Consider the following 25833-nt stretch of genomic DNA (forward strand, 5'->3'; position numbering starts at 1 on the left):
CCTTTAATTAAATGACTATATTAAATATTTATCCAGTTTTAAAAAATATAATCTTTTATTGACGACGATTTAAACTTAAAACTTCGATTAAGCTAAGAACATTTAACATAAAGAATTTAGAAGCGGCTTTGGCACCTTGGTGACCATGTCCTGCTTTATAGTGATTGTAGATTGCTGTACCCATCACTATGTTAATCATTAGAGTGCCCACAACGACTAATTTTTGGCCAAGTTTGCCTAAAATTGAACTAAATAAAAAGATAGAACCTACAAATTCGAATAATCCTGCTAATCGCATTGAACGACGTGATAATCCGAATCCTTCTTTAAATTGTTGTGCCATAGCATCGTCATTTTTTACTTTTGGTAAACTACTTTTTAAAATTTCTTTTCCTACATATGCGTTAATAACATGTCTTAGTAACATGCTTAACACCTCCTATTAAATAATATTAAAGATTAGTGTGTTGTATTTGATTGTCTTTTTTCTGAGAAGAGTGCAATGAATGCACCTATCAGTGCTACAAAGGCAACGATATAAAATGTCATATCTAGACCATGGATAAGGCCGGCTGCACCGTGTAATGGTGAAAGGTGACCGAAACCAGTCATGAGTGTTACAAGTATACCTGTACCGATAGCTGCTGAAATTTGGCGAATTGTATTATTCATTGCCGTTCCATGCGCAATCAAGGATACAGGTAAAGCGTTTAATGCTTGTGTAGTCATTGGTGTCATAATCATAGAATTACCTAACATCAAGATTGAGAATGTCACAATGACATACAATGCTGATGTTTGTGGATTGAACTGTGCCATGAATAAGGCACCTATCATAATCAATAACATGCCAGTGATACTTAAACTTCGGCCGCCAACACGGTCGTATAATTTACCAGTAACAGGCGACAACAAGCCCATGACGAGTCCACCAGGTAATAAGATGAGACCAGATTCTAAAGGTGACCAATGCATCATGGTTTGCATGTATATAGGTAAAATAGTCAAATTACCGATAAAGAGTACAAACATTAATACAATTAAAGTCATCGAAATGGTGAAACTACGGTATTTAAATACTCTAAATTCGAGTAACGGTGAAGGTAGTTTCAACTGACGACGTATAAATAGCGCAAGTATAATGATGGAAATGATGATCGTCACGTAAACGGATGGATGTGACCAACCCAGGTTACCGGCTGAACTAAAGCCATAAAGTAAACCACCAAATCCTAATGTAGACATGATGACTGACAAGATGTCTAACGAAGGTTGTTGTGTCTCGGTAATATTTTTCAAATATAAAAAGCCGAAAATAGCGTCAACCACACTAATTAAGAGCACGACTAAAAATAGATAGCGCCAATCGAATAGGTGGATGAACCAACCTGCTGCTGTAGGACCAATCGCAGGTGCAAAGCCTATGACAAGACCGAAGATACCCATTGCCATACCACGTTTTTCAACAGGAAAAATAATGAATAATAGTGTTTGAGATAATGGCATTAAAATACCTGCACCTAACGCTTGAATACTACGACCCACTAATAATAATGGGAAATTAACACCCAACATACAGATTAAAGAACCAAGTATTAAACAGGTCGCAGCCGTAAAGAATAGTGTACGTAATGAAAATCTCTCAATTAAGTAGGCTGTGACAGGAATCATAATACCGTTCACTAACATAAAGATGGTCGTTAACCACTGTGCCGTACTACTTGATATCGCAAAGTCCTTCATGACCTCTGGCAATATCGTTGTAAGTAACGTTTGATTTAAGACACTAATAAAAGCACCAATCATCATGACCGCAATCATTAAATTACGTTGTTTTATATTTAAATGTGATGGTTGTGTCTGAGTCATAATTTCACCTCTTTTCTTAAATGGAATCAACTATCACTTATTTTATTCGGAATGCGTTCCGTTTGTCAAATTTATGAATTCAATATAATATAGATAGTGTTAAAAACGAAAAAAGTAAAAAGGAGATGCTTAGTAATGAATATTGAAGGTCTTGAAAAATATTTAAATATAGATCCAAATAAATATAATGAACCAAGCTTGGAAGCATTAAATTATTATTTAAAAAGATATATGTTAACAGTGCCTTTTGAAAATATAGATGTTCAAAATGGTGTGAGAATATCAGTAGAAGTAGATGATATCTATGAAAAAATCGTTAATCACCAACGTGGTGGTTTCTGTTATGAAATGAATCACTTCTTCAAAGCGTACTTAGAAGCAAAAGGCTTCACAGCAAATATGGTATCTGCAACTATTCATACACCAGGGGGCGGACGTAGTCTTAAAGGCTCTCATATGTCATTAATCGTGCCGATTGATAGTGTCAATTATGTCGCTGATGTCGGTTATGGTGACTTGCCAATAAGTGCTATGCCAATTAATAATCAAGATAGTGATGCAATCATTGAGGATATTAACGGAGAATATCGTGCCATTTATGTAAATGATAACTTATTCTACATTCAAAAATGGAAAGACAATGAGTGGGATACAGAATACGAAGCTGAGTTAGAACCTAGAGACATTCATGATTTTGATTATAATATCGAATACAATCAAACTAATCCTAATTCTACATTCGTTAAACGTTTGCTCGTTACAATGCCTAAATCATATGGTCGTGCGACAATGTCTCAAAATAATTTAACGTTAACGAAACAACGAGATAAAGAAAAATATGATGTGACAAGTGAAAATTATCGTCAATTTTTAAAAGAAGAATTCAATTTAGATGTTAAAATTAATAGATTAGAACCATAAAAGGGAGCACATCGTTTGGAAGGGGATAAGATGACCAATCAACGGAAAAAACGTAGTGATGCAACGCATAACAAAGCAATCATCTTACAGACAACGACCCAATTATTAGCACAGGGTGAAGATATTAGTGAGATGAATATGTCGGAAATCGCGAAGAAAGCTGGCGTGGGTGTAGGCACTTTATATCGTCACTTTGAAAGTAAATCGTTACTATGCCAAGCGATGATGGATGAAAAGGTTCATGATATGTTTGATGAAATGGATACATTCCTTCATCAGCATCAAGATGCGTCTGTGAGGGATAAAATATATGGTGTTTTATCTATTTATTTAGATTTAAAAGAGGCAAACTTTAATGTCCTAAATTTTATTGAGAAATCAAATTCTCAACATCAGTCAATGATTAATATTCCGTTTTATGAACAACTGAAAGAATTGATTAAAGACCAGTTCACTAGTCAGCAACAGACCCAAGATTTAGAGTTTAAGATTAATTTGATGCTAAACTCATTTTCATCAGATTTCTATTACTTTGCCAAACACGATCAACAACTGACAAAAGACCAATTTTTAAGTAGACTATTAGATATATTTATAGGATAGATAATAGCTTGAAAGTTGGACAGAATTAAGAAAGGAGCAAATGTAAATAAACACTAGTTCATTAAATAGCCCCTTAAAATTTATTGTAGCCTGAGATATTAATTTATGTCCCAGGCTACAATTTTTATAAGTCATATGATAGATTGTTAAACTTTGCGATAACGCTTAAGTCCGATGATATTTAAAATGATAAATAAAATAATAAAGATAAGAAGAATAAGAACATCTTACCTGAACCACTAGGTCCTATTAGTCCCAAAAGTTCGCCTTCGTTAATGTCTAGACTGATTTGGTCTAAAACTTTATGTTTATCATAGGATTTTACTGCGTCTTTAAGTGAAGCAATCGTCTGCATCATGCTGTGTACCTCCTTATTTGACACTCTGCTTAATTACTGTATATTCAATATAAATCAATTTTCGACAATTGCATGCATCAATTGAAATAATCAGACACATGAGATATAAATGTTCAATAATGTTATGGGGGCGACACAAATGAACGAAGAAACCATGGATAAACGTGTGTATAAAATATTAACCAAAATTGAAAAAAAGTATGATTACACTACTAAATGTTAAATCTTATGATGACATTAGTATTAAAGATATTTGTGATGAAAGTGGCATTAGTAGGGGAACATTTTATCAACACTATAGAGATAAAGATGACTTTTTATTTCAATATCAAAAAGCCATGATGAAAAAAGGGAAGCGTCAATTGACACAAATTCAATTTGAGGAACGACGTCAATTCTTTGAACACGCGTTAAACTCTTGGATTAATGAAGGAGAATTACTACTTTTATTGTTAAGAGATAATGGCGTTTATATTGTCCACCAAGCCATGAAAAAGAATTTACAACAAAACATTGAAGTTCGTTTAGTGCCTATTATGAATACTTAGGCACTTACAAATAAGGAAAAATAATTTTTAATTATATGACACTGGCCCCCAAATAATGGGAATAATATAAAAACACTTTCGTTGAATTCATTTAAAATGAATCATACGGAGGTGTTTTTTCTATGAAAAGAGTGTCTTATTCATTAAAAACAAGTATAAAACTATTGAGATGAAAAAATCTGGTTATTCGATAAAAAAATTATAGAAACATTAAATATTAGAAATAGAACACAGGTGGAAACATGGTGGAGATGGTATCGAAATGGGGAAACTTATAGATTTTCTCAACAAGTCGGTAAGCAATATACTTATGGTAAAGAACTTGAAGAACTCTCAGAAGTTGAAGAATTAAAATTAGAGAATAATAGAAAAGATATTGAAATAGATATTTTAAAAAAGTAAAAAGAATTGGAAAGGAAGGGGCACCAAAAGTAATCGTAAAATTAGTTGATCAATTAAAGCATAAGTATTCAGTAAAAATAATACTTGATGTTTTAGAAATACCTGAACTGACATATTATAGATGGGAACACAAGAACTATAAAAATGATGACTTGAAGCAAAAAATCATTCAATTGTGTAAAGACAACCAATACATCTATGGTTATCGAAAAATTACAACCTTGATTAATCAATTGTCTTCAGTAGCAGTTAATCATAAAAGAATTCAGAGAATCATGCAGAAGAATGATTTAAATTGTCGAGTTAGACCTAAAAAGACTAAAAGCATTGGTAAACCTTGTTATAAAACAGATAATTTACTACAAAGACAATTTAAAGCAAGTCAACCAATGGAAGTATTAACAACAAATATTACTTATTTATCTTTCGGTAACCCCATGTTGTATTTATCTTCAATTATGGATCTTTATAACGGAGAAATTGTTGCATATAAAATAAATAACAAACAGGATCAAAGCTTAGTAAATGATACATTGAATCAAATTGTAATTGATATTGTTGAAAATTACATTAAAAACTATAATAATAATCGAATTCAACAAAAGCTAGGCTACTTAGCCCCTGTAAAATACAGAGAATTAGCAGCCTAGAATATTGTTTTTTTATTAAGTTCCCACTTTAGGGGTTCAGTACCTCTAATTACTTATAGTCTTTCTTAATTAGTATAAATATTAAGAAAGGTGTATATCTTTGTAACCTTCATTTACATTAATAATGTTGTGATAACCTTTGTGTTCTAAAATACCAATAGCTATAGAACTTCTAATGCCAGATTGACAGTGTACATAAATATCATCATTTTTATTGAAAGGTAAATCTGTGTCTAAAAGTTTGCCGTGTGGTACATGAACCGCTTGAGATAAGTGGCCATTATTCCATTCATTATCATTACGTACATCTAAGACATGTGCTTCATTACCAGTTATGTCTTTACTATGAACAGATTGTGTTTGAATTTGAGAATGTGGTAACTGGTATCCAGACACATTATCATATCCAATAAGTTGTAAAGTATGTGTTGCTTTTGAAACAAGGTAATAGTCTCCAATCAAGTTAATTTCTTGATCATAGTTTAGATACCAGCCAATTTGATTGATGAAATTTTTATCATATGGAATATTGATTGTACCTTCAATATGTCCCCCATGATAAGCCTCTTTACTGCGGAGATCAAAAGTTAATCTGTTTGTACTTGTAGCTGGATAAACTGTATAAGGTTGATATAAATTCATACCGAATTGATTAATTTTTTTCATTTGTGCAAAATGATGTGGTGGTGCAGGTTGGTCAGAAATGAGTTTATCGATAAAGGTAGCTTCATTATTTTCAGAAAAAGCCCAGTTTGTTTGTTTTTCATAGCCAAGCGTAGATGTTGGAATAGCACCTAAAGATTTACCACAAGGACTACCAGCGCCATGACCAGGCCAAATTTGAATGTAGTCTGGCAAGTCTTTAATACTTTCAATCGATTTAAACATTTGTTTTGCGCCTATTTCAGATGATCCTTCTACTTTAACCGCTTTTTCTAGTAAATCAGGTCTACCGATATCTCCTACAAAAATAAAATCACCACTGAATAGTCCCATTGGAACTTGTGCTCCAGCACCTTCGTCAGTAAGTAAAAAACTTATACTTTCTGGCGTGTGACCAGGTGTATGAAGCACTTTTAATTTTATATTTCCTACATAAATATCGTCATTATGTTGAACAAAATGAGTGTGGTTAGGCATATTTTTATAACCTAATGTGTCATCACTTTCAACTGATACATAAATATTAGCATTTAACTTTATAGCAACATCTCTAATTCCTGAAGCAAAATCTGCATGTATATGTGTTTCAGCTGCATGAGTAATGGTTAAACCCTCTTCATCGGCAACTCGAATATATGAAGATAAGTCACGAATAGGATCAATAATCATGGCTTCTCCAGTTTTTTGACAACCGATTAAATAAGATGCTTGAGATAAATATTTATCATAAAATTGTTTAAAAAACATAATATCATTCCTTTTTAATTATATAAATAAATTGTGATTAGCTTGTTCTGTATATCCAATATATGCACCTACGCCACCGTATTCTACATCATCACGTAGTTCTTCTTTTGTAATGCCCATAACATCCATGCTCATTGTACAAGCAATAAGTTTAACACCTTGTTCAACTGCTTGATTGATAAGAGAAGGTAAATCATCGACATTTTTCTTTTTCATGACATAACGCATCATTAAATTTCCTAAACCAAACATATTCATTTTTGAAATAGGCATGTTAATTGGTGAATTTGGAAGCATGAAGTCAAAAAGTTTTGCAATACCTTTTTTCTTAATGCGTTGATTTTGAATTTTTTTAAGTGCATTTAAGCCCCAAAATGTGCAAAAAATGGTTACATCTCTACCTGCGGCTTTAGCACCATTAGCAATAATCATTGCTGCAACTGCTTTATCTAGCTCACCGCTAAATAAAACAATCGTTGTTCCATTTTTCGTGTGTGTCACTTCTATATTTTTATTTTCTTCTTTTTGAATAATAGCGCGAATTTCATTACCAGAATCATTGAGTCTAACAAGTGTATGTCCAGTTTGTTTGATCCAGCTTTTAATATCATTTAAAAATCCATGATCAGTCACAACAACTTCTATTTGATCACCAATAGCGATGTTTTTGATTTCTTTACTAATATTAACAATAGGTCCTGGACATTGTAGATTACTATAATTGAACATCTTACGATTATCTTTGATTTGAATTTCTTTATCTTTTTTTAATTTAAATGATTCATTATTATGTTGTTGTTCGTATGCGATATAACCTCCATCTAAATTCACCACATCGTATCCACGTTGTGTAAGAAATTGACTTGCTTTTCTACTTCTATTACCACTTTTGCAATAAATATAGTAAGTTTTATTGCGATCGTGTTTAAAATTTTCTATGTTTTCAACTGAATGTAATAAAGCATTTTTAACGTGTCCTAATTCAAATTCTTCAGGCTGTCGAACGTCAATTAATTGACCATTAGAACCCAATTCTTGTAATTCTTTTTTAGTGAAATCATTAATGTGTTTCGTTTTATATTGTGACATAATAGCCTCCTTTTAAATACCTGTAGGGGTATATTATAATGAATTAGATAGTTTGTCAAATACCTATGGGGGTATTTGACAAAATAAAATTTAATCAATATGATGTAATTATTAAAAAATTAATTTGGAGTAAAATATATTGGAATATAATAAAAAGATGATTAATCGTATTCATCGCATACAAGGACAGCTTAATGGTGTGATTAAAATGATGGAGGAAGAAAAAAGTTGTAAAGATGTCATTAGTCAATTAAGTGCATCTAAAAGTTCTATTCAACGTTTAATGGGTATTATCATTAGTGAGAACTTAGTAGAATGTGTCAAAATGTCTGAAGAAAATAGTGAAGATTCTCAGGCACTAATTAATGAAGCAGTTGAATTATTAATAAAAAGTAAATGATAAGTGTAACAGCAATTATAGTAATGTTAGCTATTGGTATCTTAGGAGGATTTATTTCTGGATTAGTTGGTATAGGAGGAGCCATTGTTATTTACCCTGCTCTCTTATTATTACCACCTTTATTTGGTTTACCTACTTATAGTGCTTATATTGCTTCAGGATTAACTTCAAGTCAGGTGTTTTTTAGTACATTGAGTGGATCTTTAAAAGCATATAAAAATAAAAATTTTTCTAGAACGCTTATACTTAATATGGGAAGTGGAATGGTAATAGGTAGTATTCTAGGTGCATTATTAGCAACTGTATTTAATAGTCATTTTGTTAATGTAATTTATATAATCATTGCTTTGTTAGCTCTTATTCTAATGTTTATTAAAATCACACCATCTACTAGTCATATTAAGTTTAATCGCGTACTTTTAATTACAATAGGTAGTATCATCGGTTTGGTATCTGGTATTGTAGGAGCTGGTGGAGCATTTATTATTATTCCAGTACTACTTGTTATATTTAAATTACCAATGAATATGGTTGTTACAAATAGTATTGTAATTGCATTTATTTCTTCTATTGGAGCATTTATTATTAAATTATTACAGGGTTATATTCCTATCAATAGTGCAATACCGTTAATTTTAGGTAGTATACTATTTACGCCTCTAGGTATGAAAATAGGGCAAAAAATACCTGATTCTATTCAAAAAGTGATTGTAAGTGTTTTAATCGTCTTTGCAATCATTAAGTTGATTTTTTAAGAACATTATATGATAGAAAATCTATTAAAAAGCGTCTCAATCATATTGAGACGCTTGAAGTTTATCTAGCTTTAAATGATTCAATGGAGGTTTTGATTTCATCTCTAACACGTTGAAATTCTGACCAAGGTTTTCCTGCAGGATCATCAAATCCCCAATGTTCCTTTTTTACATTAGGCGGCAATATAGGACAGTTTTGATCAGCATCACTACATAGAGTTACTACTAAATCGGATTGGTTTAGTATATTGTTGTCAATTAAATTAGAAGTATGGTTTGATATATCAATTCCAACTTCTTTCATAGCTTCGATTGCTTTCGGATTGACACCGTGTGCCTCAATACCTCCAGAATATACTTGCCATTCATCACCTAAGATTTTTTTACCCCAGCCTTCAGCCATTTGGCTACGGCATGAATTACCTGTACATATAAAATAAATTATTTTCTTTGTCATCATTGACACCTCTTTTTTAAAATATAATAAGTGTAACGTACAAACCAACTAATGTAATAAACAGAACAGGAATCGTAATAACAATACCCGTTTTAAAATATGTGCCCCACGAAATTTTTACTCCTTTTTGTGTTAAAACATGTAGCCATAGTAATGTTGCTAAGGAGCCGATAGGTGTGATTTTAGGTCCTAAATCTGCGCCAATGATATTAGCATAAATCATGCCTTCTTTGATTAAACCGGTAGTTGCAGATTGTCCAATAGCAATTGCATCAATTAATACGGTAGGCATATTATTCATAATGGCTGAAAGGAATGCGGATATAAAGCCCATACCTATAACACTACTAAACAATCCATAGTTTGATATGCTTGATAGAATATTAGCTAATAGTGCAGTAATACCTACATTTTTCAGACCAAATACAACTAAATACATTCCTATAGAAAAGAGCACAATATTCCATGGTGCACCTTTGATAACTTGTTTTGTATTTACTACTCTCGATTTATAGGCCAATACAGTAAATATAAACGCAATCAAACAAGCAATTAACGATACTGGAATTTGAATAAATTCACTAACTATATAACCGATGAGTAAGATTGATAAAACAATCCATGAAAACTTGAATAATTTTGGATCTTTAATGGCTTGATTAGGTGCTTTAAGATTTTTAATTTCAAAATGGTTAGGAATAACTTTTCTGAAATATAGCCATAATACAACGATACTTGCAAGTAAAGAGAATAGATTGGGAATGATCATGCGGCTTACATATTCAATAAATCCAATATGGAAGTAGTCAGCAGAAACGATATTAACCAAATTACTTACAATTAGTGGAAGAGACGTAGTATCTGCAATGAATCCACTTGCAATGATAAAAGGAAAAATGACTTTTTGATTAAACCCTAGATTTCTTACCATAGCTAGCACGATTGGAGTGAGAATTAATGCAGCTCCATCGTTCGCAAAGAAAGCTGCTACAATAGCGCCTAACAACATAATGTAAACAAACATTTTAAATCCATGACCATTTGAAGCTCTAACCATATGTATAGCTGCCCATTCGAAAAATCCAATTTCATCTAAAATTAATGAAATGAGTATAACAGCGACAAAGGTTAACGTAGCATTCCAAACTATCCCTGTAACTTCAACAACATCTGAAAGACTAACAACACCTGTAATAATAGCAATGATAGCACCAAACAATGCTGTAATACCAATATCTAACCCCTTAGGTTGCCAAATAACAAACATGAGAGTTAAAAGAAAAATAATAATCGCTAGAATAGTCATTATGTACATTCACCTGTCTTTATCTTTTTACACATACATTGTTGAGTAGGAGAGCTAATATAAGTTAATTCATTGTTGATTGAATCTAAGGACTTATGATTAAGTCGGTACATGCGCTTAGTACCGTCTTTTCGTGTAGATACTAATTCATTATCTACTAGAATTTTCATATGATGACTTAATGTAGGTTGTGAAAATTGAAAATACGCTAATAAATCACAAGCACATAATTCACCGCAAGATAATAAGTCTAATATTTCTAATCGACTTGGATCCGATAAAATTTTTAATTGTAATGATAGTTCCTTATAAGACATATGGATGTCATCCCTCCTTTATTATAGATTATCATCTATATAGACAAATATCTATATAGATAATACTTTTTGCAATAATACATTTAATTAAAACCTTGTTTTAAACATCGATGACAAGGTCTAATGTAGGACGTGGAGACATCATTTTCGGAATGATATAAATAAATCCATAAATGGAGATAAATCGAAAATATTTATACCCCTAGGGGGTATGTGTTATAGTATAAGTATAGCTAATATAATATTTTCATAAATAGGAGGGGTTAATTTGAATAATAATGGTGAAGAGCATAATCATCAAAATCACATGAATCATTCCAATCACATGCATCATGATAACCATGCCTCACATCATCATAGTGGCCATGCACATCATCATGGAAATTTTAAAGTTAAGTTTTTTGTTTCATTAATTTTTGCAATACCTATCATTCTTTTATCGCCAATGATGGGTGTTAACTTACCTTTTCAATTCACATTTCCAGGTTCTGAATGGGTAGTGTTAATATTAAGTACAATTTTATTCTTTTATGGTGGTAAACCGTTCTTGTCTGGTGGTAAAGATGAAATTGCTACAAAAAAACCAGGCATGATGACCTTAGTTGCCCTAGGTATTTCAGTAGCTTATATTTATAGCTTGTATGCTTTTTATATGAATAACTTTAGTAGTGCAACTGGTCATACAATGGACTTTTTTTGGGAATTAGCAACCTTGATTTTAATTATGCTATTAGGACATTGGATAGAAATGAATGCTGTCGGAAATGCTGGAGATGCTTTAAAGAAAATGGCAGAACTGTTACCTAATAGTGCTATTAAAGTTATGGATAATGGCCAACGCGAAGAAGTTAAAATATCAGACATCATGACTGATGATATCGTCGAAGTAAAAGCCGGAGAAAGCATTCCGACAGATGGTATTATCGTTCAAGGACAAACATCTATAGATGAATCCCTAGTCACTGGAGAATCTAAAAAAGTACAAAAAAATCAAAATGACAACGTCATCGGGGGTTCTATTAATGGGTCTGGAACAATACAAGTCAAGGTTACAGCTGTGGGAGAAGATGGATATCTTTCTCAAGTTATGGGACTTGTTAATCAAGCACAAAATGATAAATCTAGTGCTGAATTGTTATCTGATAAAGTAGCGGGTTATTTATTTTACTTTGCTGTAAGTGTTGGCGTGATTTCTTTTATTGTCTGGATGCTCATTCAAAATGATGTTGATTTTGCATTAGAACGTCTTGTAACTGTGTTAGTCATTGCTTGTCCACATGCTTTAGGCTTGGCAATACCTTTAGTCACTGCACGTTCTACTTCAATTGGTGCACATAATGGTTTAATTATTAAAAATAGAGAGTCTGTAGAAATAGCTCAACATATCGATTATGTAATGATGGATAAAACTGGTACTTTAACTGAGGGTAACTTTTCTGTGAATCATTATGAGAGCTTTAAAAATGATTTGAGTAATGATACAATATTAAGCCTTTTCGCCTCATTAGAAAGTCAATCTAATCACCCATTAGCTATAAGTATTGTTGATTTTGCGAAAAGTAAAAATGTTTCATTTACTAATCCACAAGACGTTAATAATATTCCAGGTGTCGGATTAGAAGGTCTAATTGATAATAAAACATATAAAATAACAAATGTCTCTTATCTTGATAAACATAAACTTAATTATGACGATGACTTATTTACTAAATTAGCTCAACAAGGTAATTCAATCAGCTATTTAATTGAGGATCAACAAGTCATTGGCATGATTGCTCAAGGAGATCAAATTAAAGAAAGCTCAAAACAAATGGTAGCTGATTTACTATCAAGAAATATTACACCAGTCATGCTTACAGGTGACAATAATGAAGTGGCACACGCTGTCGCAAAAGAATTAGGTATTAGTGATGTCCACGCACAACTCATGCCAGAAGATAAGGAAAGCATTATAAAAGATTATCAAAGTGACGGTAATAAAGTCATGATGGTCGGAGACGGTATCAACGATGCGCCGAGTCTTATAAGAGCCGATATTGGTATAGCAATTGGTGCAGGCACAGATGTTGCAGTGGATTCAGGTGATATCATACTTGTTAAAAGTAATCCATCAGATATTATTCATTTCTTGACCCTTTCAAATAATACTATGAGAAAAATGGTGCAAAACTTATGGTGGGGTGCAGGTTATAATATTGTTGCTGTACCTTTAGCAGCTGGTATTTTAGCATTTATCGGCTTGATTTTATCACCTGCAATAGGTGCTATTTTAATGTCACTAAGTACGGTTATTGTTGCAATTAATGCCTTTACATTAAAATTAAAATAAAAGATAGGAGTTTTATTATGATTAAAAAATTATTTTTTATGATATTAGGATCATTACTAATATTATCAGCTTGCTCCAATAATGATGAAAAAGATAAAGACACTAATGACCAAAAAAGTGAGAGCCATATGAAGCATAATGATGAAAGTAAAGTTCCAGAAGATATGAAATCGACTAATGAGGGTGAATTTAAAGTGGGAGATAAAGTAACGATTACAGCAGGGCATATGCCAGGTATGAAAGGTGCAGAAGCTACTGTAAAAGGTGCGTATAAGACATATGCCTATGTTGTAAGTTATAAACCCACAAATGGAAATGAAAAAGTAAACAATCATAAATGGGTCGTAAACGAAGAGATTAAAGATGCACCTAAAGATGGATTTAGCAAGGGCGATACTGTTAAATTAGAAGCAAGTCATATGTCTGGTATGAAAGGTGCTACAGCCAATATAGATAACGTGAAAAAGACTACTGTTTACGTAGTTGATTACAAATCCAAAGATAATGGTAAAATCATTAAAAATCATAAATGGATGACAGGAAATGAGTTGAAAGCACGATAAAAATCTAGTTCTAAATTGAGAAATAAATAGATATAAAAATATCCTCCTTAATCAATAATTTAAATAACTTATTATTGTTAAGGATGATATTTTTTAGTGTGTAAATTAAAAAGAATTTTAGAAGAATAACATTTATCAAAAAACTGTTTATTACCTTATTAAATGATGACAGTCGTTTAAATATTAGTGATTTAGTGATTACAAGGTTTTACTAAGCGCATATCTACTATATAAGTTTAAACAATGCCACGAAATAAGAAGAGTTTTCCAAATTAGACAGTTGCGAGTGGAAATCTCTTCTTTTGATTTTCAAAGGTATATTAATTATACTTATGTTGTGAATAAATTGTGACACCCCATAAAAATAACACCTCATGATTTTGTTAATTTTTAGATGTCATAATAAAGGTATTTACTAAAATTATTTCTGAAGGGTAGTGTAGAGATGAATATTAAAAATGTAGTTGTCGCTGGTGGCGGTGTATTAGGTAGCCAAATCGCTTTTCAGGCTGCGTATTCAGGTTTTAACGTTTCAATTTATGATGTGAATAAAAAAGGGCTTGAAGCGGCAAAAGACCGTTTAGAAAAATTAGTACCGCGTTATATTAAAGATTTAGATGCGCCAGAAGACAAATTAAAAGCAACCGTTAAAAGCATCCAAACTTCAACAAATTTAAAAGAAATTGTCGCAGATGCGGACTTAGTGATTGAAGCCATTCCTGAAAAATTATCAATAAAACAATCATTTTATAAAGAACTTGGAGAAGTTGCGCCAGAAAAAACAATTTTCGCAACAAACTCCTCAACATTATTACCAAGTGATTTTAAAGATGCAACAGGACGTACAGATCGTTTCTTAGCGTTACACTTTGCGAACGAAATTTGGTTAAATAATGTCGGCGAAATTATGGCGACTAAAGACACAGATCGTGCTGTATTTGATGAAGTTGTTGAATATGCAGGAGCAATGGGCTTACACCCAGTGTCAATTAAAAAAGAACATGCAGGTTACGTTCAAAACTCACTTCTTGTGCCATTCTTCCACGTGGCTGAAGAAATGTATGCGAATGAAGAAGAAACACCACAAGAAATTGATAAAATTTGGATGAACGCTATACGTATGAACGTGGGTCCATTCGGTGCGATTGACGTCGTTGGTTTAAATACAAATACTGCTATCGTACAAGCAGAATATGAAAAAGACGGCACACCTTGGAAAAAAGTGTACGTTGACAAAAATAACGTCAAAATCCAAAATGGTGAACTTGGTAAAGCAACAGGTAAAGGATTCTACACATATCCAAACCCTGAATATGAAACTTGGGACATTCCTGTAGGCGAAAAACCATCTGACGAACATTTACAACAAGCCGTCGCGAATGACAACAATGGCGTGTTATCTAAACTGTTATTGTCTTTATTCAAAGCCGCTGAAGATTTATACGTTAACGAAATTGCAGAATACGATGTCATTGATACAACTTGGCATATTAACTCACGTTCACCTATTGGACCATTCGAAATGATGGATGCGATAGGTATTGATAAAGTCATTGAAATTCATGAAAAATACGACAACAACATTGATCAAGACGTGATGAAATTTTTAGAATCACGTCGTGGCAAAACATTTTATTCTTAAAAATGTGTGAATCAAATTAAGCGCGCTCATCTTCAAATAGATGGGCGCGCTTTTTTAGGATGTTCATCTTTTGTGGTGGGCAGATAATTAAAAGTAACTAATTTTATATTTAACTTAATCATAACACGTAGTAATCACTACATTCATTTAAGCGTACAGTTAATTATTAATTGTGCGCTTTTTGAGTACTATCATTTCTTTAATGCTCGCTTGCCAAGGCGCCTCACTTTAACTAATTTTGGCTTTGTTAAACAATGGAAGCCAAAATGGATTTTCAGTTCGGCTTGTTGCCTTAGGCGTCTCGCATTAGAAATGATTGTTACGCCATATAGTTATATGAGTGTTTGTGACATGTTAAGTAGCGATTACTACGTAATATTTATGCGACGTCATTTATTAATAAACCATGCTTTTTACGTCATTGATACAACTTGAAAATAATAAGTATTCTGGCTTTAAAGTTATTAAAGTTTCGATAACCATACGATACACGTTTAATTAGCTTAATTTTATTATTGATACCTTCAATCGCTCCATTGTTAAACATAGGGTGCTGGATTGTTGCGTAAAGGACATACTCGTATTTCTTATAGAATCGAATCACACGCCAAACACCACGCGATACCTGTTTCTTTTCGACACCTCGCAGTATTTCTTTGAAACGTAACCAATCACATTGTTTCAATGCTTCTCGAAGTTGGTGGACTAACATATATGTGTCATAGAGCTGTTGATCAAGATTTAATAGATACCCTAGAATATCTCTTGAGGTTGTGTATGTTTTGAAAGACTTTGACCAGAAGTATTCATAGCTATTAATATCTTGTCTGTCGGAAAGGAAGAGTCTCCAGTGTTTTTTCAGTTTCGTGTAATCGGTTGAAGATTTATAACGATAAGCATTCATAACAGAAATACGTTGCTTATTAAGTTCACGGTTAAGGTGCTGAACGATATGAAAACGATCAAAGATTAAAATCGCATTTGGGAATACTTCATGAACGAAGTTAATATATGGCTCATACATATCCGCTGTTACAGTTCTAACAGCTATTCTTTCACGTCGGTCAAAGCGATAGAAATATTCTTTGAGCTTATGAATGCGTCTATCTTCTAAAATATCGATAATCTGATTCGTTTCATTATTTACAAACAGAAAACTCATCGCCGTTGTCACGTTCTTAACGCTTTTAAACTCATCTATGGAGATATGTCTGGGTAAGCCTGATGAAGGTTTGACTGTCAGTGATTGTGAAAGTTTATGAAGACATCTTTTAACTGTACTCGGTGAAACACTACAATCATTGGCAATGTCTAGTTCGGATTGTACACGAGTGAGTCTATGTGGAATCGCTAACTTCACGCGATTCGTAATAAAACAGTGACTATCAACAATGCTTGTTTGAGCCGTGAAAGTCTTTGAACAGTGTAAACATTTAAAGCGTTCTTTCGCTAAGTTAAGATAAACATTAGACTCTTGAGATTTTAACAACGTCAAACGCGAAACACGTTTACCGTGCTTATGTATTTGCCCGTCATTGACACAACCACACTTCATACAAGCTTCAGGTTTATAAGAAAGGGTTCCATAAACAACTGTAGAAAGCTGACCACGCACTTCTACATCTTCCTCCACCTTCATAACTTGAATATTTTCATCTTTAATTTTTAGTAGTTTTAATATATCATTACACATAGGCGCATCATGTCTCCTCTCGATTTTTTGTTTGGTCACTTAAAATTATAGAGGCATGAGCGCTTTTTTTGTATCTAAAATGATTAAAAACATAAAAGGCGGGATAGCATTTCATGCCATCCCACCACAAAAGATGAAGAACCAATATAGAAAAGAAAGTGATGAATAATGTCTATTGTAAAAATTCAAGGAGTGAAAAGATTAGATAATGCAATAAATAATGAAGTTGACACAAAATTATGTCATCTTGGTAAAATAAGTGTCAAATAAGGAGCCATTTTTCTTTCTTTTTTGTAGATAGACATTGTTAAACCAACAAAAATTAGCAATCCATTTTATATGCTAATTGGATTGCTAAAAGGTTTGTTATTTTATGTTTTGTACTATTAAACTTAACCCGTTAGATAATGGCACGCTACCCTCTTATATTCATTCAGTATGAAGTAACAATTGATCTAAATCCATTATTTTAATTTTCTTTTTCGGTAACCGTTTGATCAATCCAAGTTCTTCTAGATTAGTAAATTTACGGCTGATTGTTTCTGGTGTGGTACCAAGATACGAGGCTAAATCCTTTTTGGACATTGGTAAGATAATCGTTGGACTATTGCCACTTCCCTTTTCAACATTCTCAGCTAAAAAGGATATAATGCGGGTTTCTACATTTTCAATCGCTACTTGTGTGGTTTGTTTTTCAGAATCCTTCAAACGCATAGTTACTTCTGACAGTATTTTTAATGAGATCTGCGGATATTTCACCAAATACTCTTGTAAATCCTCTCGTTTAATTAAACAAATGGATGTATTTTGTAGTGCTTCCGCATAGTTCTCATGAATACTTCCAGGTTGGAAAATAGCGACTTCACCTGTAAAATCACCGGGATTTAAAATGCGAACAAGTTGTTCTTTTCCAGAATCCGATAAGCGATAAATCCGAGCCTTACCCGAATTGATAATATATAAGGTATCATCTTCCTCATCTGCACGGAATAACATTTCCCCTTTTTGTAGATGAAGTGTCTTGGCAGATTCCGCAATCAAATCCATTTGTGAGTCTTTCAAATGGTTAAAAATAGGAACAATACGAATACATTCTGCATGTCCATGTTGGTGATGACAACATTGGTTTTGTTCCAAAATAACCTCTCCTTTTTATAAAAAGCCTAAGAGGGCATCTTAGGCTTCCTTTCTATTCACTCGATTAAGCAGGTTTTACCTTTGATTTGACAACAGGATATCCTAAGTCTTCAATTGCCTTTTCGATATCGTTAATAGCGACTGCTTCTGAATCAAAATCTACTTTTACTTTACTTGCATTGAACATTACTTTCAAGCTATCTTGATTCACACCGTTTATTCCTTTCACCGCATTTTCAATCTTTTGCATACAAGATGGGCAAGATAAGGTTTCTAATTGAATCGTTGCTTTTTGCATAAATCATTTCCCCCTTCATTTTTTAACGACCGTAAACCAATCTATTCTTTTGTTTTTGAGTTACTTTAAGCCTGATATGCTTTATCTACTTCTGATAACATCTCGAATGTGCCTGCATACGTTTCACATACATCTCCAGGAATGGTGTAGTTGTCTGTGATTTTTCGTAATTGAGCAAATTCAGCATCTAAGTCAGGTTTGTTCGTACCTGCGTCTTTTACTTTTCCACTAATTGTTTCAAACAATTCACGTACTTCAAAGGCTTCTGGGTGATTCTTACCATGGGCCCGTGTAATTGCAGTGGTGTATAAATCCAGTTTTTCAAAATGGTTTGTTATTACTTCGTTAAATGTTTGTTCAGACATTATTATTTCCCTCTTTCTATATATAATTTTTGTTATGTGTGTTTGTCTTAGGCAGATTTTACTTTTGATTTAACAACGGGATATCCTAAGTCTTCAATTGCCTTTTTGATATCGTTAACGGTGATCGTTTCTGAATCAAAATCTACTTTTACTTTACTGGCATTGAATAATACTTTTAAGCTATCTTGATTAATCCCATTTAATCCTTTCACCGCATTTTCAATCTTTTGCATACAAGATGGACAAGATAATGTTTCTAATTGAATAACTGCTTTTTGCATGAATTATTTCTCCTTTCATCTTATCTTTGACTTTTTTGTTTTCCCTCTTCTTCTTTACAATTTAAGTATAGCTGAGGTTCAACGAAATGAAATTGACGCAAATCAAGTTTCAAGAAAAAGTAGGGGAGTATTTTGTTCTTCCTACCTGAATACTTCCCCTTTATCATTCGTCAAGACCGCTTTCTATTAAATTTATCCTCTCAAACGGTATCGAAGCAATCTCATACCATTCAAGATGACTACTAAGATACTTGCTTCGTGAACCAACATCCCGATTGACATATTCATCCATTCACTAAATAGTAGGCTAGCAAGTAAGATTAATACCACACCAACTGCTATGGCGATGTTCTGTTTCATGTTTCTTGAAGTTGATTTTGTTAAGCCTAATGCGTGTGGTAAACGACTAAAGTCAGAATTCATTAAAACAACATCTGATGTTTCAATTGCAACATCTGTTCCACTTCCCATGGCGATTCCGATATCTGCTAAGGCTAATGAAGGACTATCATTCACTCCGTCACCGACAAAGGCAATGATCCTGCCTTCTGCTTGCATTTTTTCGATATAAGCAGATTTTCCTTCTGGAAGCATATGACCGTGTGCTTCTGTTAACCCAAGTTCTCGAGCAACTAAATCTACGGTTCCTTGGTTGTCCCCAGAAAGAACGACAAGGTTTTTGACCCCTAGTTTTTTCAGTTTTTGAAGATCTTTTTTAACACCTGGACGGATTTGATCCCGAATACCCATCAGAACGTTTAATTCTCCGTCGACCGTAGTTAACACAAGAGAATTCCCATTTTTCTCAAAGCGTTCGACGTCTTTTTTAGCTTTTTCGCTTAATTTCACATTTTCCTTTTCCATTAATGCTACGTTACCAACGGCTATACGATGAACACCTATTTTTGCTACAATTCCGCCACCTTTAACGACTTCGGTTTCTTCAACAGTAGAGAAAGTTGTCTCGCCAATATCCTGTAGGACAGCTTTCGCTAGTGGGTGGTCCGATTCACGCTCCACACTTGCTAAATATCCTAGAACCTCTTCAGTATTTTTTCCGTAAAATTCTTTTTCGGCAACTTCAGGGTTTCCTACTGTCAATGTTCCTGTTTTATCAAAAACGATAGTATCTACTCTGCTAAAGTCATTGATAACTTCACTACCTTTTAAGAGGACACCATTACGTGCACCGTTTCCGATACCGGCAACGTTGGATACAGGAACCCCGATAACTAATGCACCTGGACATCCTAAAACAAGAATCGTGATAGCTAGTTCAATATCTTTTGAGAAAAACCAAACAATAAAACCAAGGACTAACACAGCTGGTGTATAATATTTAGAGAATCGGTCAATGAAACGTTCTGCTTCTGATTTGGAATCCTGTGCCTCTTCCACTAATTCGATAATTCTACCAAATGTTGTATCTTCTCCAACGCGATCAGCTCGAATTTGGATCGTTCCATTTTCTAAGATAGATCCTGCAAATACTTCAGAATCAACCTTTTTACTTACAGGTAAAGATTCTCCAGTAATACTTGCTTCATTAATGTGACCTTCACCAGTTAACACTGTTCCATCTACCGGAACTTTTGCACCCGTTTTAACTAATAAAATATCACCTTCGTCTACATCATTGACATCTACTTCTTCAAATTCTCCGTTTTCCATTTGCTTTAAAGCACTTTCTGGTGCCAGCTCTGTTAATTCTTTAATGGCAGAACGTGTTTTGTTCAAGGTACGTTGCTCCAAGTATGAACCAAATAAGAATAAGAAAGTAACGATGGCTGATTCCTCATAATTTTGAATCAATACTGCCCCAATAACTGCAATGGTAACTAAAACATCAATACTGACAACTTTTACTTTTAATGCCTGATAGGCTTGGATTGCAATCGGCGCCACACCAAGAATGGATGCAATGATGAGCGACCAATTGAAAATGGCCATGTTGTCTAAGGAAAATCGTCCGAAGAATGCAAGTGCAATCAAAATTGCACTGACCAGTGTAATGGAATTCTTTTTACTTAATATATATCTTTGCATGTTGATTCCCTCCAATTTCATTTGTATTCCTTGTTGATGACTCTAGTATAGGATGTTTCTATAAAATAAAAATTGATTAGTATCAAGTTCTATTGTAAAAGTGAAAAATTATAAAAGAACAGCAAAACAAATCTAACTGTTTTACTGAATAACTCTTATATATTATCGAACATACAATAAAGATGTCTTGGTTTTGAGTGTCCTGTTTTTTACTACACGGTAGGATTGGCTTAATATCAACCTTTACTCGTTTTTTAGCTATTTCTACTGTTATTAAAGGCGTTGCGCGAACGTTGCTTTGTAAAAGAACCGAAAAATAATAGATTATAAGTCAGAGAGGAGTTAGCTATGGATATTGGTTCGAAAATAAAAACTAAAAGAAATGAATTGAATTTAACTCAACAAGATCTAGCTGAAAAGGTGTTTGTTACGCGACAAACGATTTCTAAATGGGAATTGAGAAAAAGTACACCGGATTTAATTAGTTTGAAATTGTTAGAGAAAGCATTAGTTGCTGACTTCTTCGAAAATGAGATGGTCAGTCAATCGGAAGGAGCAAAATCAATGAATAAAAAAATACAATTTAAAGATATTCTTTTTACTTTGTTACTCGGTTTATCATATCTACCCTTACGCATTTTATTTACCTTCTATGAAAAGCATCGATCATCAAAATTTTCAGCCTATATTGTTAAACCTGCTTTTATCGCTTTATTTATTTATTTCATTGCAAGTATTCGGTCAGAATTTCTCTTTTCAGTAACTCTTGTAACAATAGCTCTTTACTTTGCCTTCACTCTTTATCATGAAGCTTAATTGGTCAGTTATTGATGAAAAAAAGCAACAATTCTTGTTAAAAATTGAGATGAAAATTCTAATTGTTCACTAAAAGAACTTTAGCAATATAGTTCCTTTAGAGAACAATTATCCAGTTAAGACTACTGATTGACTTAGCAAATGAAACAGAATTAGCACAAGGATATGTACCTTTTTATGAAAGATATATACAAACCTTCCACCCAACATTTTTTGAATACGATCATCTGGTAGGCTTTTCTGACAAGCTAGATGAAAAGATTTTAGAAGTAAATAAAATAGATATTAGAAATGTAGATCAGCTAGAAGATAAACTTATGAAAGTTCTAGAAGTGTTAAATGAGTATAGGAAAGATAGTCCTGAATAGAAATCTAACGCCCTACTGTTGTTTTGACACCACCATAAAGCCAACAGGAAAGATTTATTAGCTTAATAGTGGGGGTTAACTTTATGAAGCATTTAAATCGTTTCTAAGAGCTTCTGATTATCTAAATATATAAATATACCTACACAACAAACAAAGCCAAACAAGAAGGCATATAACAAGTTATAGAGTTTATTTTATCTCTTTCAATCATTCAGTCTTTCAATCTCTTTTATATCAAGTTCTTTTTCTTCCAGATGATTTTCATCTACTGTATTTAGATTTTCTTGCTCTTGATAGAATGAATGACTGTTAATATTAAAACTATTAATATTAGAACTGTTAGTATTAGTTCTGTTAGTAATAAAGATGTCTTGGTTTTGAATGTCCTGTTTTTTAGGGAACGGTAGGATTGGCTTAATATCAATGATGCTAGACTGAATAACGGACACAGTAAATTGATAATAAATTAAGCTATAATGAAAGTAATCAATTTACAGGAGTGTTCGTTATGTCTAAAAGAAAATATGATCATAGCTTTAAAATGGAAGCAATTCAGTTAGTAGAATCTGGTAGAAAAGCAACAGAAGTTTCAAGAGATTTAGACATCCCTATTCAAACATTAACCAAATGGCTAAGTGTTTATCGTAAAGAAGGTGAAAAAGGATTTGTTGGTAGTGGTAGACGTACCCCTAAGAAACAGTCTGAAGTTGATCTACAAAAAAGATTAAAAGAGCTAGAAGAAGAAAATAAGATATTAAAAAAGGCTCTATGCACATCTTTGCCAAAGACCAGAAGTAATATACAGGTTTATTGAAGAACACCGACATGAATTTCGTGTTATAAAGATGTGTGAAGTGTTAGGTGTTTCAAAAAGTGGCTATTATGGTTGGAAGAATCGTAAACCAAGTAAACGTACAATTAGACATGATGTATTGAAAAAACATATTTATCAAATTTATATTCAAAGTCAAAAACGTTATGGTAGTCCTAAAATTACACAAGTACTAAGAAGCAAAGGATGTACGGTCACACAAAGAACAGTCAGTAAGATAATGAATGAATTAGGTATTAAATCAAAACGCTATATACGATATAATATGTAAGAAGATTTTTATTTTTCAGACAGCCTTAAAAAAATCAAAACGGAAGGATTTTTATCTTGTTCAACTACTTATTTACAAACAGGCAGGGGCAGTTTCTCGTTGCAGGGATTATCTTTATAATCCTCGGATTTGCATTGATGCCGGTAGAGGGTATCTACAGTTCCATTGCGTTTTACATCGCAATTTTCTTTCTCGGTTTCTATGCATCCAAGAATGCGGTCATCGAGACGATTAGAGAACGTTCACCAAACGTTGACTTACTGATGATTCTTGCTGCTATTGGTGCGGTCATCATCAATTATGAGTCAGAGGGTGCACTGTTACTTCTAATCTTTGCGGGTGCTGAAGTGCTTGAGAACTACGCGACTAGTAAATCCACAAAAGCCATTTCTGAACTGATGTCCCACCTTCCTTCAACAGCAAGTAGAATCGGGGCTGATGGAGAAATTACGGAAATTCCTACAGAAGAACTGATCCAAGGCGATATCGTCCTTGTTGCTAAAGGGGAACAAATCCCAATCGATGGACAGGCAGACCGTCAAGTATCGGTTAACGAAGCAGCGCTGACAGGGGAATCTGTTCCGGTTGTAAAAGAAAAGGATGAAGAAGTTTTTGCCGGTACGGTAAACGATGGCAACTCGTTTAGATTAACTGTAACGAAAACGAGTGATGATACGATCTTCTCGAATATCGTGCGTATGGTTGAAGAAGCACAGCAAAGACCATCGAAACTATCGAAAACCATCGATCGAATTGAATCGAAATATGTAATCTCTGTTTTAATCGGGGTACCGGTGTTTATCGCTATCCTTTACTTCTTTAATAATTTAGGATTTGAAGAATCATTCTACCGTGGAATGGTCATGCTGACAGTAGCAAGCCCGTGTGCGCTCGTTGCATCGGCAACACCAGCGACACTGAGTGCGATTAGTAACGGTGCGAAAAACGGTATTCTGTTTAAAGGCGGTGCCGCGATGGAGGCACTGAGCACGATGGACATTCTATATAGTGATAAGACAGGAACACTCACATACGGTGACTTCGTCGTTGAAGAATACGCAGCTGATGAAGATACATTAAAAGAAGTGGTAACGATTGAACAACACTCGAGTCACCCGATCGCAGAAGCGATTGTGAAGAAGTTTAAAACTTTAGATTTAGATAGTGTCGATGACAGTGAACCGGTAGAAGAAATCGTCGGCAGCGGAATGAAGAAAGGCGATATCATCGTCGGTAAACCCGATGCATTTAAAGACTACACAGACCCATCGAACTACAGAGATCAAATCATTGCTGGAAATACGAATATCTTTGTCGGAGAGAGTGGACAAATTACTGGATACTTCTCGCTGGCAGACCAAGTCCGTGATGAAGCAGTACATGCCGTTGAAAACTTCCAGAACTCTGACATTGAAGTCGTACTCTTAACAGGAGATAATGAAACTGTTGCAGAAAAAGTTGCTGGAGAAGTGGGCATCACAGACTACACCGCATCATGTCTCCCTGAGGACAAAGTACGCTTTGTAAATGAAAGTCAGAAGAAGAGTAAGATTGTCGGGATGATTGGAGATGGAATCAACGACGCACCCGCACTGGCAAACGCTGATATCGGTATTGCAATGGGAAGCGGATCATCCGTTGCGATGGAATCATCAGACGTCGTAATCGTTAAAAACAACTTACAAAAACTATTCTATAGTTTCATGTTAAGTAATCGACTCAATCGCATTATTTTAGCAAATATTATCTTCTCTATTAGTGTGATTGTTATACTTGTATTATTAAATATATTCGGACTCCTAAATCTACCAACAGCAGTGCTCTTCCACGAAGGATCAACGATACTCGTTATCCTAAACGGATTAAGACTATTAAGAGCGAAATAATAGTATATTTATCTACTGTAAAGAGGAATACACCTTGTATAAATCAATATTGCTCGCTGCAGACGGTTCGGAAAACAGCCTGAGAGCAGCAGAAGAATCAGTTTTCCTAGGCTCAGACGAATCGAGTTTCGTTAATGGACAGGTCTTGCAGTAGACGACGGAGGGACTGCATACTAAGGAAATTAAATGAGACATAAAATAAGAGTCCGGGACATAATGTT

26 protein-coding genes and 2 pseudogenes are annotated in these 25833 nt (G+C 33.6%); 13 read left to right on the forward strand and 15 right to left on the reverse strand.

Annotated features, from left to right (window positions below; genetic code table 11):
* Nucleotides 1-55 precede the first annotated feature (55 nt).
* Entirely contained in the window at nt 56-427 is a 372-nt protein-coding gene (locus tag JVV30_RS12185) for a DoxX family protein (protein ID WP_002467321.1), read from the reverse strand.
* Nucleotides 428-459: 32 nt separating this feature from the next.
* Nucleotides 460-1869, reverse strand: a complete 1410-nt coding sequence (locus tag JVV30_RS12190; protein WP_204194313.1) for a DHA2 family efflux MFS transporter permease subunit — start codon at nt 1867-1869, stop codon at nt 460-462.
* Between the two features lie 135 nt (nt 1870-2004).
* Between JVV30_RS12190 and JVV30_RS12195 the strand changes: the two genes are divergently transcribed.
* Complete coding sequence (locus tag JVV30_RS12195; RefSeq protein ID WP_031919611.1) at nt 2005-2790, forward strand: arylamine N-acetyltransferase; 786 nt, start codon at nt 2005-2007, stop codon at nt 2788-2790.
* Nucleotides 2791-2820: 30 nt separating this feature from the next.
* A complete protein-coding gene (locus JVV30_RS12200; RefSeq protein ID WP_182474352.1) occupies nt 2821-3393 on the forward strand; it encodes a TetR/AcrR family transcriptional regulator in 573 nt (190 codons plus the stop codon).
* Nucleotides 3394-3619: 226 nt separating this feature from the next.
* Here JVV30_RS12200 and JVV30_RS12205 read toward each other — a convergent pair.
* A pseudogene (locus JVV30_RS12205) lies at nt 3620-3751 on the reverse strand (ATP-binding cassette domain-containing protein); the annotation flags it as partial.
* A 200-nt stretch (nt 3752-3951) separates the two neighbouring features.
* Here JVV30_RS12205 and JVV30_RS12210 point away from each other — a divergent pair.
* On the forward strand, nt 3952-4299 hold the full coding sequence (locus JVV30_RS12210) for a TetR/AcrR family transcriptional regulator (RefSeq protein ID WP_223197199.1): 348 nt from the start codon (nt 3952-3954) through the stop codon (nt 4297-4299).
* A 122-nt stretch (nt 4300-4421) separates the two neighbouring features.
* Nucleotides 4422-5351: pseudogene (locus JVV30_RS12215) on the forward strand (IS3 family transposase).
* 81 nt (nt 5352-5432) lie between these two features.
* Here JVV30_RS12215 and cstB read toward each other — a convergent pair.
* Nucleotides 5433-6761 carry a persulfide dioxygenase-sulfurtransferase CstB gene (gene cstB / locus JVV30_RS12220; RefSeq protein WP_149809646.1) on the reverse strand — a complete coding sequence of 443 codons (1329 nt, stop codon included), beginning with the start codon at nt 6759-6761 and terminating at the stop codon, nt 5433-5435.
* 18 nt (nt 6762-6779) lie between these two features.
* Nucleotides 6780-7850: a DsrE/DsrF/DrsH-like family protein gene (locus tag JVV30_RS12225; protein ID WP_204194314.1), complete on the reverse strand. Its 1071-nt coding sequence runs from the start codon at nt 7848-7850 to the stop codon at nt 6780-6782.
* A 139-nt stretch (nt 7851-7989) separates the two neighbouring features.
* Between JVV30_RS12225 and cstR the strand changes: the two genes are divergently transcribed.
* Together cstR and JVV30_RS12235 are read left to right on the forward strand one after the other, a co-directional pair.
* Complete coding sequence (cstR, locus tag JVV30_RS12230; protein WP_031919616.1) at nt 7990-8250, forward strand: persulfide-sensing transcriptional repressor CstR; 261 nt, start codon at nt 7990-7992, stop codon at nt 8248-8250.
* Entirely contained in the window at nt 8247-9005 is a 759-nt protein-coding gene (locus tag JVV30_RS12235) for a sulfite exporter TauE/SafE family protein (RefSeq protein WP_031919617.1), read from the forward strand. Before cstR ends, JVV30_RS12235 begins: the two co-directional genes overlap by 4 nt.
* Before the next feature lie 61 nt (nt 9006-9066).
* Here JVV30_RS12235 and arsC read toward each other — a convergent pair whose 3' ends face one another.
* The 3 genes from arsC to JVV30_RS12250 are packed head-to-tail and all read right to left on the reverse strand — an operon-like array spanning nt 9067 to nt 11085.
* A complete protein-coding gene (gene arsC / locus JVV30_RS12240) occupies nt 9067-9462 on the reverse strand; it encodes an arsenate reductase (thioredoxin) (RefSeq protein ID WP_031919618.1) in 396 nt (131 codons plus the stop codon).
* Between the two features lie 16 nt (nt 9463-9478).
* A complete protein-coding gene (arsB, locus tag JVV30_RS12245; RefSeq protein ID WP_188294662.1) occupies nt 9479-10771 on the reverse strand; it encodes an arsenite efflux transporter membrane subunit ArsB in 1293 nt (430 codons plus the stop codon).
* Entirely contained in the window at nt 10768-11085 is a 318-nt protein-coding gene (locus JVV30_RS12250; protein WP_011274435.1) for an ArsR/SmtB family transcription factor, read from the reverse strand. Before JVV30_RS12250 ends, arsB begins: the two co-directional genes overlap by 4 nt.
* A 268-nt stretch (nt 11086-11353) precedes the next feature.
* Here JVV30_RS12250 and JVV30_RS12255 point away from each other — a divergent pair, with 268 nt between their 5' ends.
* The 3 genes from JVV30_RS12255 to JVV30_RS12265 all read left to right on the forward strand — a co-directional run bounded on the left by JVV30_RS12255 (nt 11354) and on the right by JVV30_RS12265 (nt 15619).
* Nucleotides 11354-13414 carry a heavy metal translocating P-type ATPase gene (locus JVV30_RS12255; protein ID WP_016931281.1) on the forward strand — a complete coding sequence of 687 codons (2061 nt, stop codon included), beginning with the start codon at nt 11354-11356 and terminating at the stop codon, nt 13412-13414.
* A gap of 17 nt (nt 13415-13431) precedes the next feature.
* Nucleotides 13432-13977: a YdhK family protein gene (locus JVV30_RS12260; protein ID WP_000592150.1), complete on the forward strand. Its 546-nt coding sequence runs from the start codon at nt 13432-13434 to the stop codon at nt 13975-13977.
* A 427-nt stretch (nt 13978-14404) separates the two neighbouring features.
* Entirely contained in the window at nt 14405-15619 is a 1215-nt protein-coding gene (locus JVV30_RS12265; protein ID WP_311558069.1) for a 3-hydroxyacyl-CoA dehydrogenase, read from the forward strand.
* 418 nt (nt 15620-16037) lie between these two features.
* On the opposite strand, the gene JVV30_RS12270 is transcribed toward JVV30_RS12265, so the two are convergent.
* From JVV30_RS12270 to JVV30_RS12295, 6 genes are all read right to left on the reverse strand, one after another.
* Complete coding sequence (locus tag JVV30_RS12270; protein ID WP_031903877.1) at nt 16038-17312, reverse strand: ISL3 family transposase; 1275 nt, start codon at nt 17310-17312, stop codon at nt 16038-16040.
* Between the two features lie 429 nt (nt 17313-17741).
* Nucleotides 17742-18449 (reverse strand): Crp/Fnr family transcriptional regulator, encoded by a 708-nt coding sequence (locus JVV30_RS12275; RefSeq protein WP_031797728.1) that lies wholly within the window; start codon nt 18447-18449, stop codon nt 17742-17744.
* 64 nt (nt 18450-18513) lie between these two features.
* Complete coding sequence (locus tag JVV30_RS12280; protein ID WP_031797729.1) at nt 18514-18747, reverse strand: heavy-metal-associated domain-containing protein; 234 nt, start codon at nt 18745-18747, stop codon at nt 18514-18516.
* Between the two features lie 65 nt (nt 18748-18812).
* Nucleotides 18813-19112: a hypothetical protein gene (locus tag JVV30_RS12285; protein ID WP_026907429.1), complete on the reverse strand. Its 300-nt coding sequence runs from the start codon at nt 19110-19112 to the stop codon at nt 18813-18815.
* A gap of 47 nt (nt 19113-19159) precedes the next feature.
* Entirely contained in the window at nt 19160-19393 is a 234-nt protein-coding gene (locus tag JVV30_RS12290; protein ID WP_031797730.1) for a heavy-metal-associated domain-containing protein, read from the reverse strand.
* Nucleotides 19394-19585: 192 nt separating this feature from the next.
* Nucleotides 19586-21439, reverse strand: coding sequence for a heavy metal translocating P-type ATPase (locus tag JVV30_RS12295; RefSeq protein WP_204194315.1), 1854 nt, complete (start codon nt 21437-21439; stop codon nt 19586-19588).
* Nucleotides 21440-21787: 348 nt separating this feature from the next.
* Here JVV30_RS12295 and JVV30_RS12300 point away from each other — a divergent pair, with 348 nt between their 5' ends.
* A complete protein-coding gene (locus JVV30_RS12300) occupies nt 21788-22255 on the forward strand; it encodes a helix-turn-helix transcriptional regulator (protein ID WP_031903878.1) in 468 nt (155 codons plus the stop codon).
* Between the two features lie 571 nt (nt 22256-22826).
* On the opposite strand, the gene JVV30_RS12305 is transcribed toward JVV30_RS12300, so the two are convergent.
* Nucleotides 22827-23072 carry a hypothetical protein gene (locus JVV30_RS12305; protein ID WP_150527355.1) on the reverse strand — a complete coding sequence of 82 codons (246 nt, stop codon included), beginning with the start codon at nt 23070-23072 and terminating at the stop codon, nt 22827-22829.
* 5 nt (nt 23073-23077) lie between these two features.
* On the opposite strand from JVV30_RS12305, the gene JVV30_RS12310 reads away from it, so the two are divergent.
* Genes JVV30_RS12310 through JVV30_RS12320 form a run of 3 tightly spaced genes read left to right on the forward strand, consistent with a single transcriptional unit; the run spans nt 23078 to nt 25612 of the window.
* Complete coding sequence (locus tag JVV30_RS12310; RefSeq protein WP_224728017.1) at nt 23078-23437, forward strand: transposase; 360 nt, start codon at nt 23078-23080, stop codon at nt 23435-23437.
* Between the two features lie 31 nt (nt 23438-23468).
* The gene (locus tag JVV30_RS12315) at nt 23469-23726 is read left to right on the forward strand and encodes an IS3 family transposase (RefSeq protein ID WP_049949289.1); all 258 of its coding nucleotides are present in this window, start codon (nt 23469-23471) and stop codon (nt 23724-23726) included.
* Between the two features lie 56 nt (nt 23727-23782).
* Nucleotides 23783-25612 (forward strand): heavy metal translocating P-type ATPase, encoded by a 1830-nt coding sequence (locus JVV30_RS12320; RefSeq protein ID WP_031903879.1) that lies wholly within the window; start codon nt 23783-23785, stop codon nt 25610-25612.
* Nucleotides 25613-25833 lie beyond the last annotated feature (221 nt).

The sequence above is a fragment of the Staphylococcus sp. GDY8P47P genome (assembly GCF_016892225.1).
Lineage (GTDB): Bacteria > Bacillota > Bacilli > Staphylococcales > Staphylococcaceae > Staphylococcus > Staphylococcus borealis.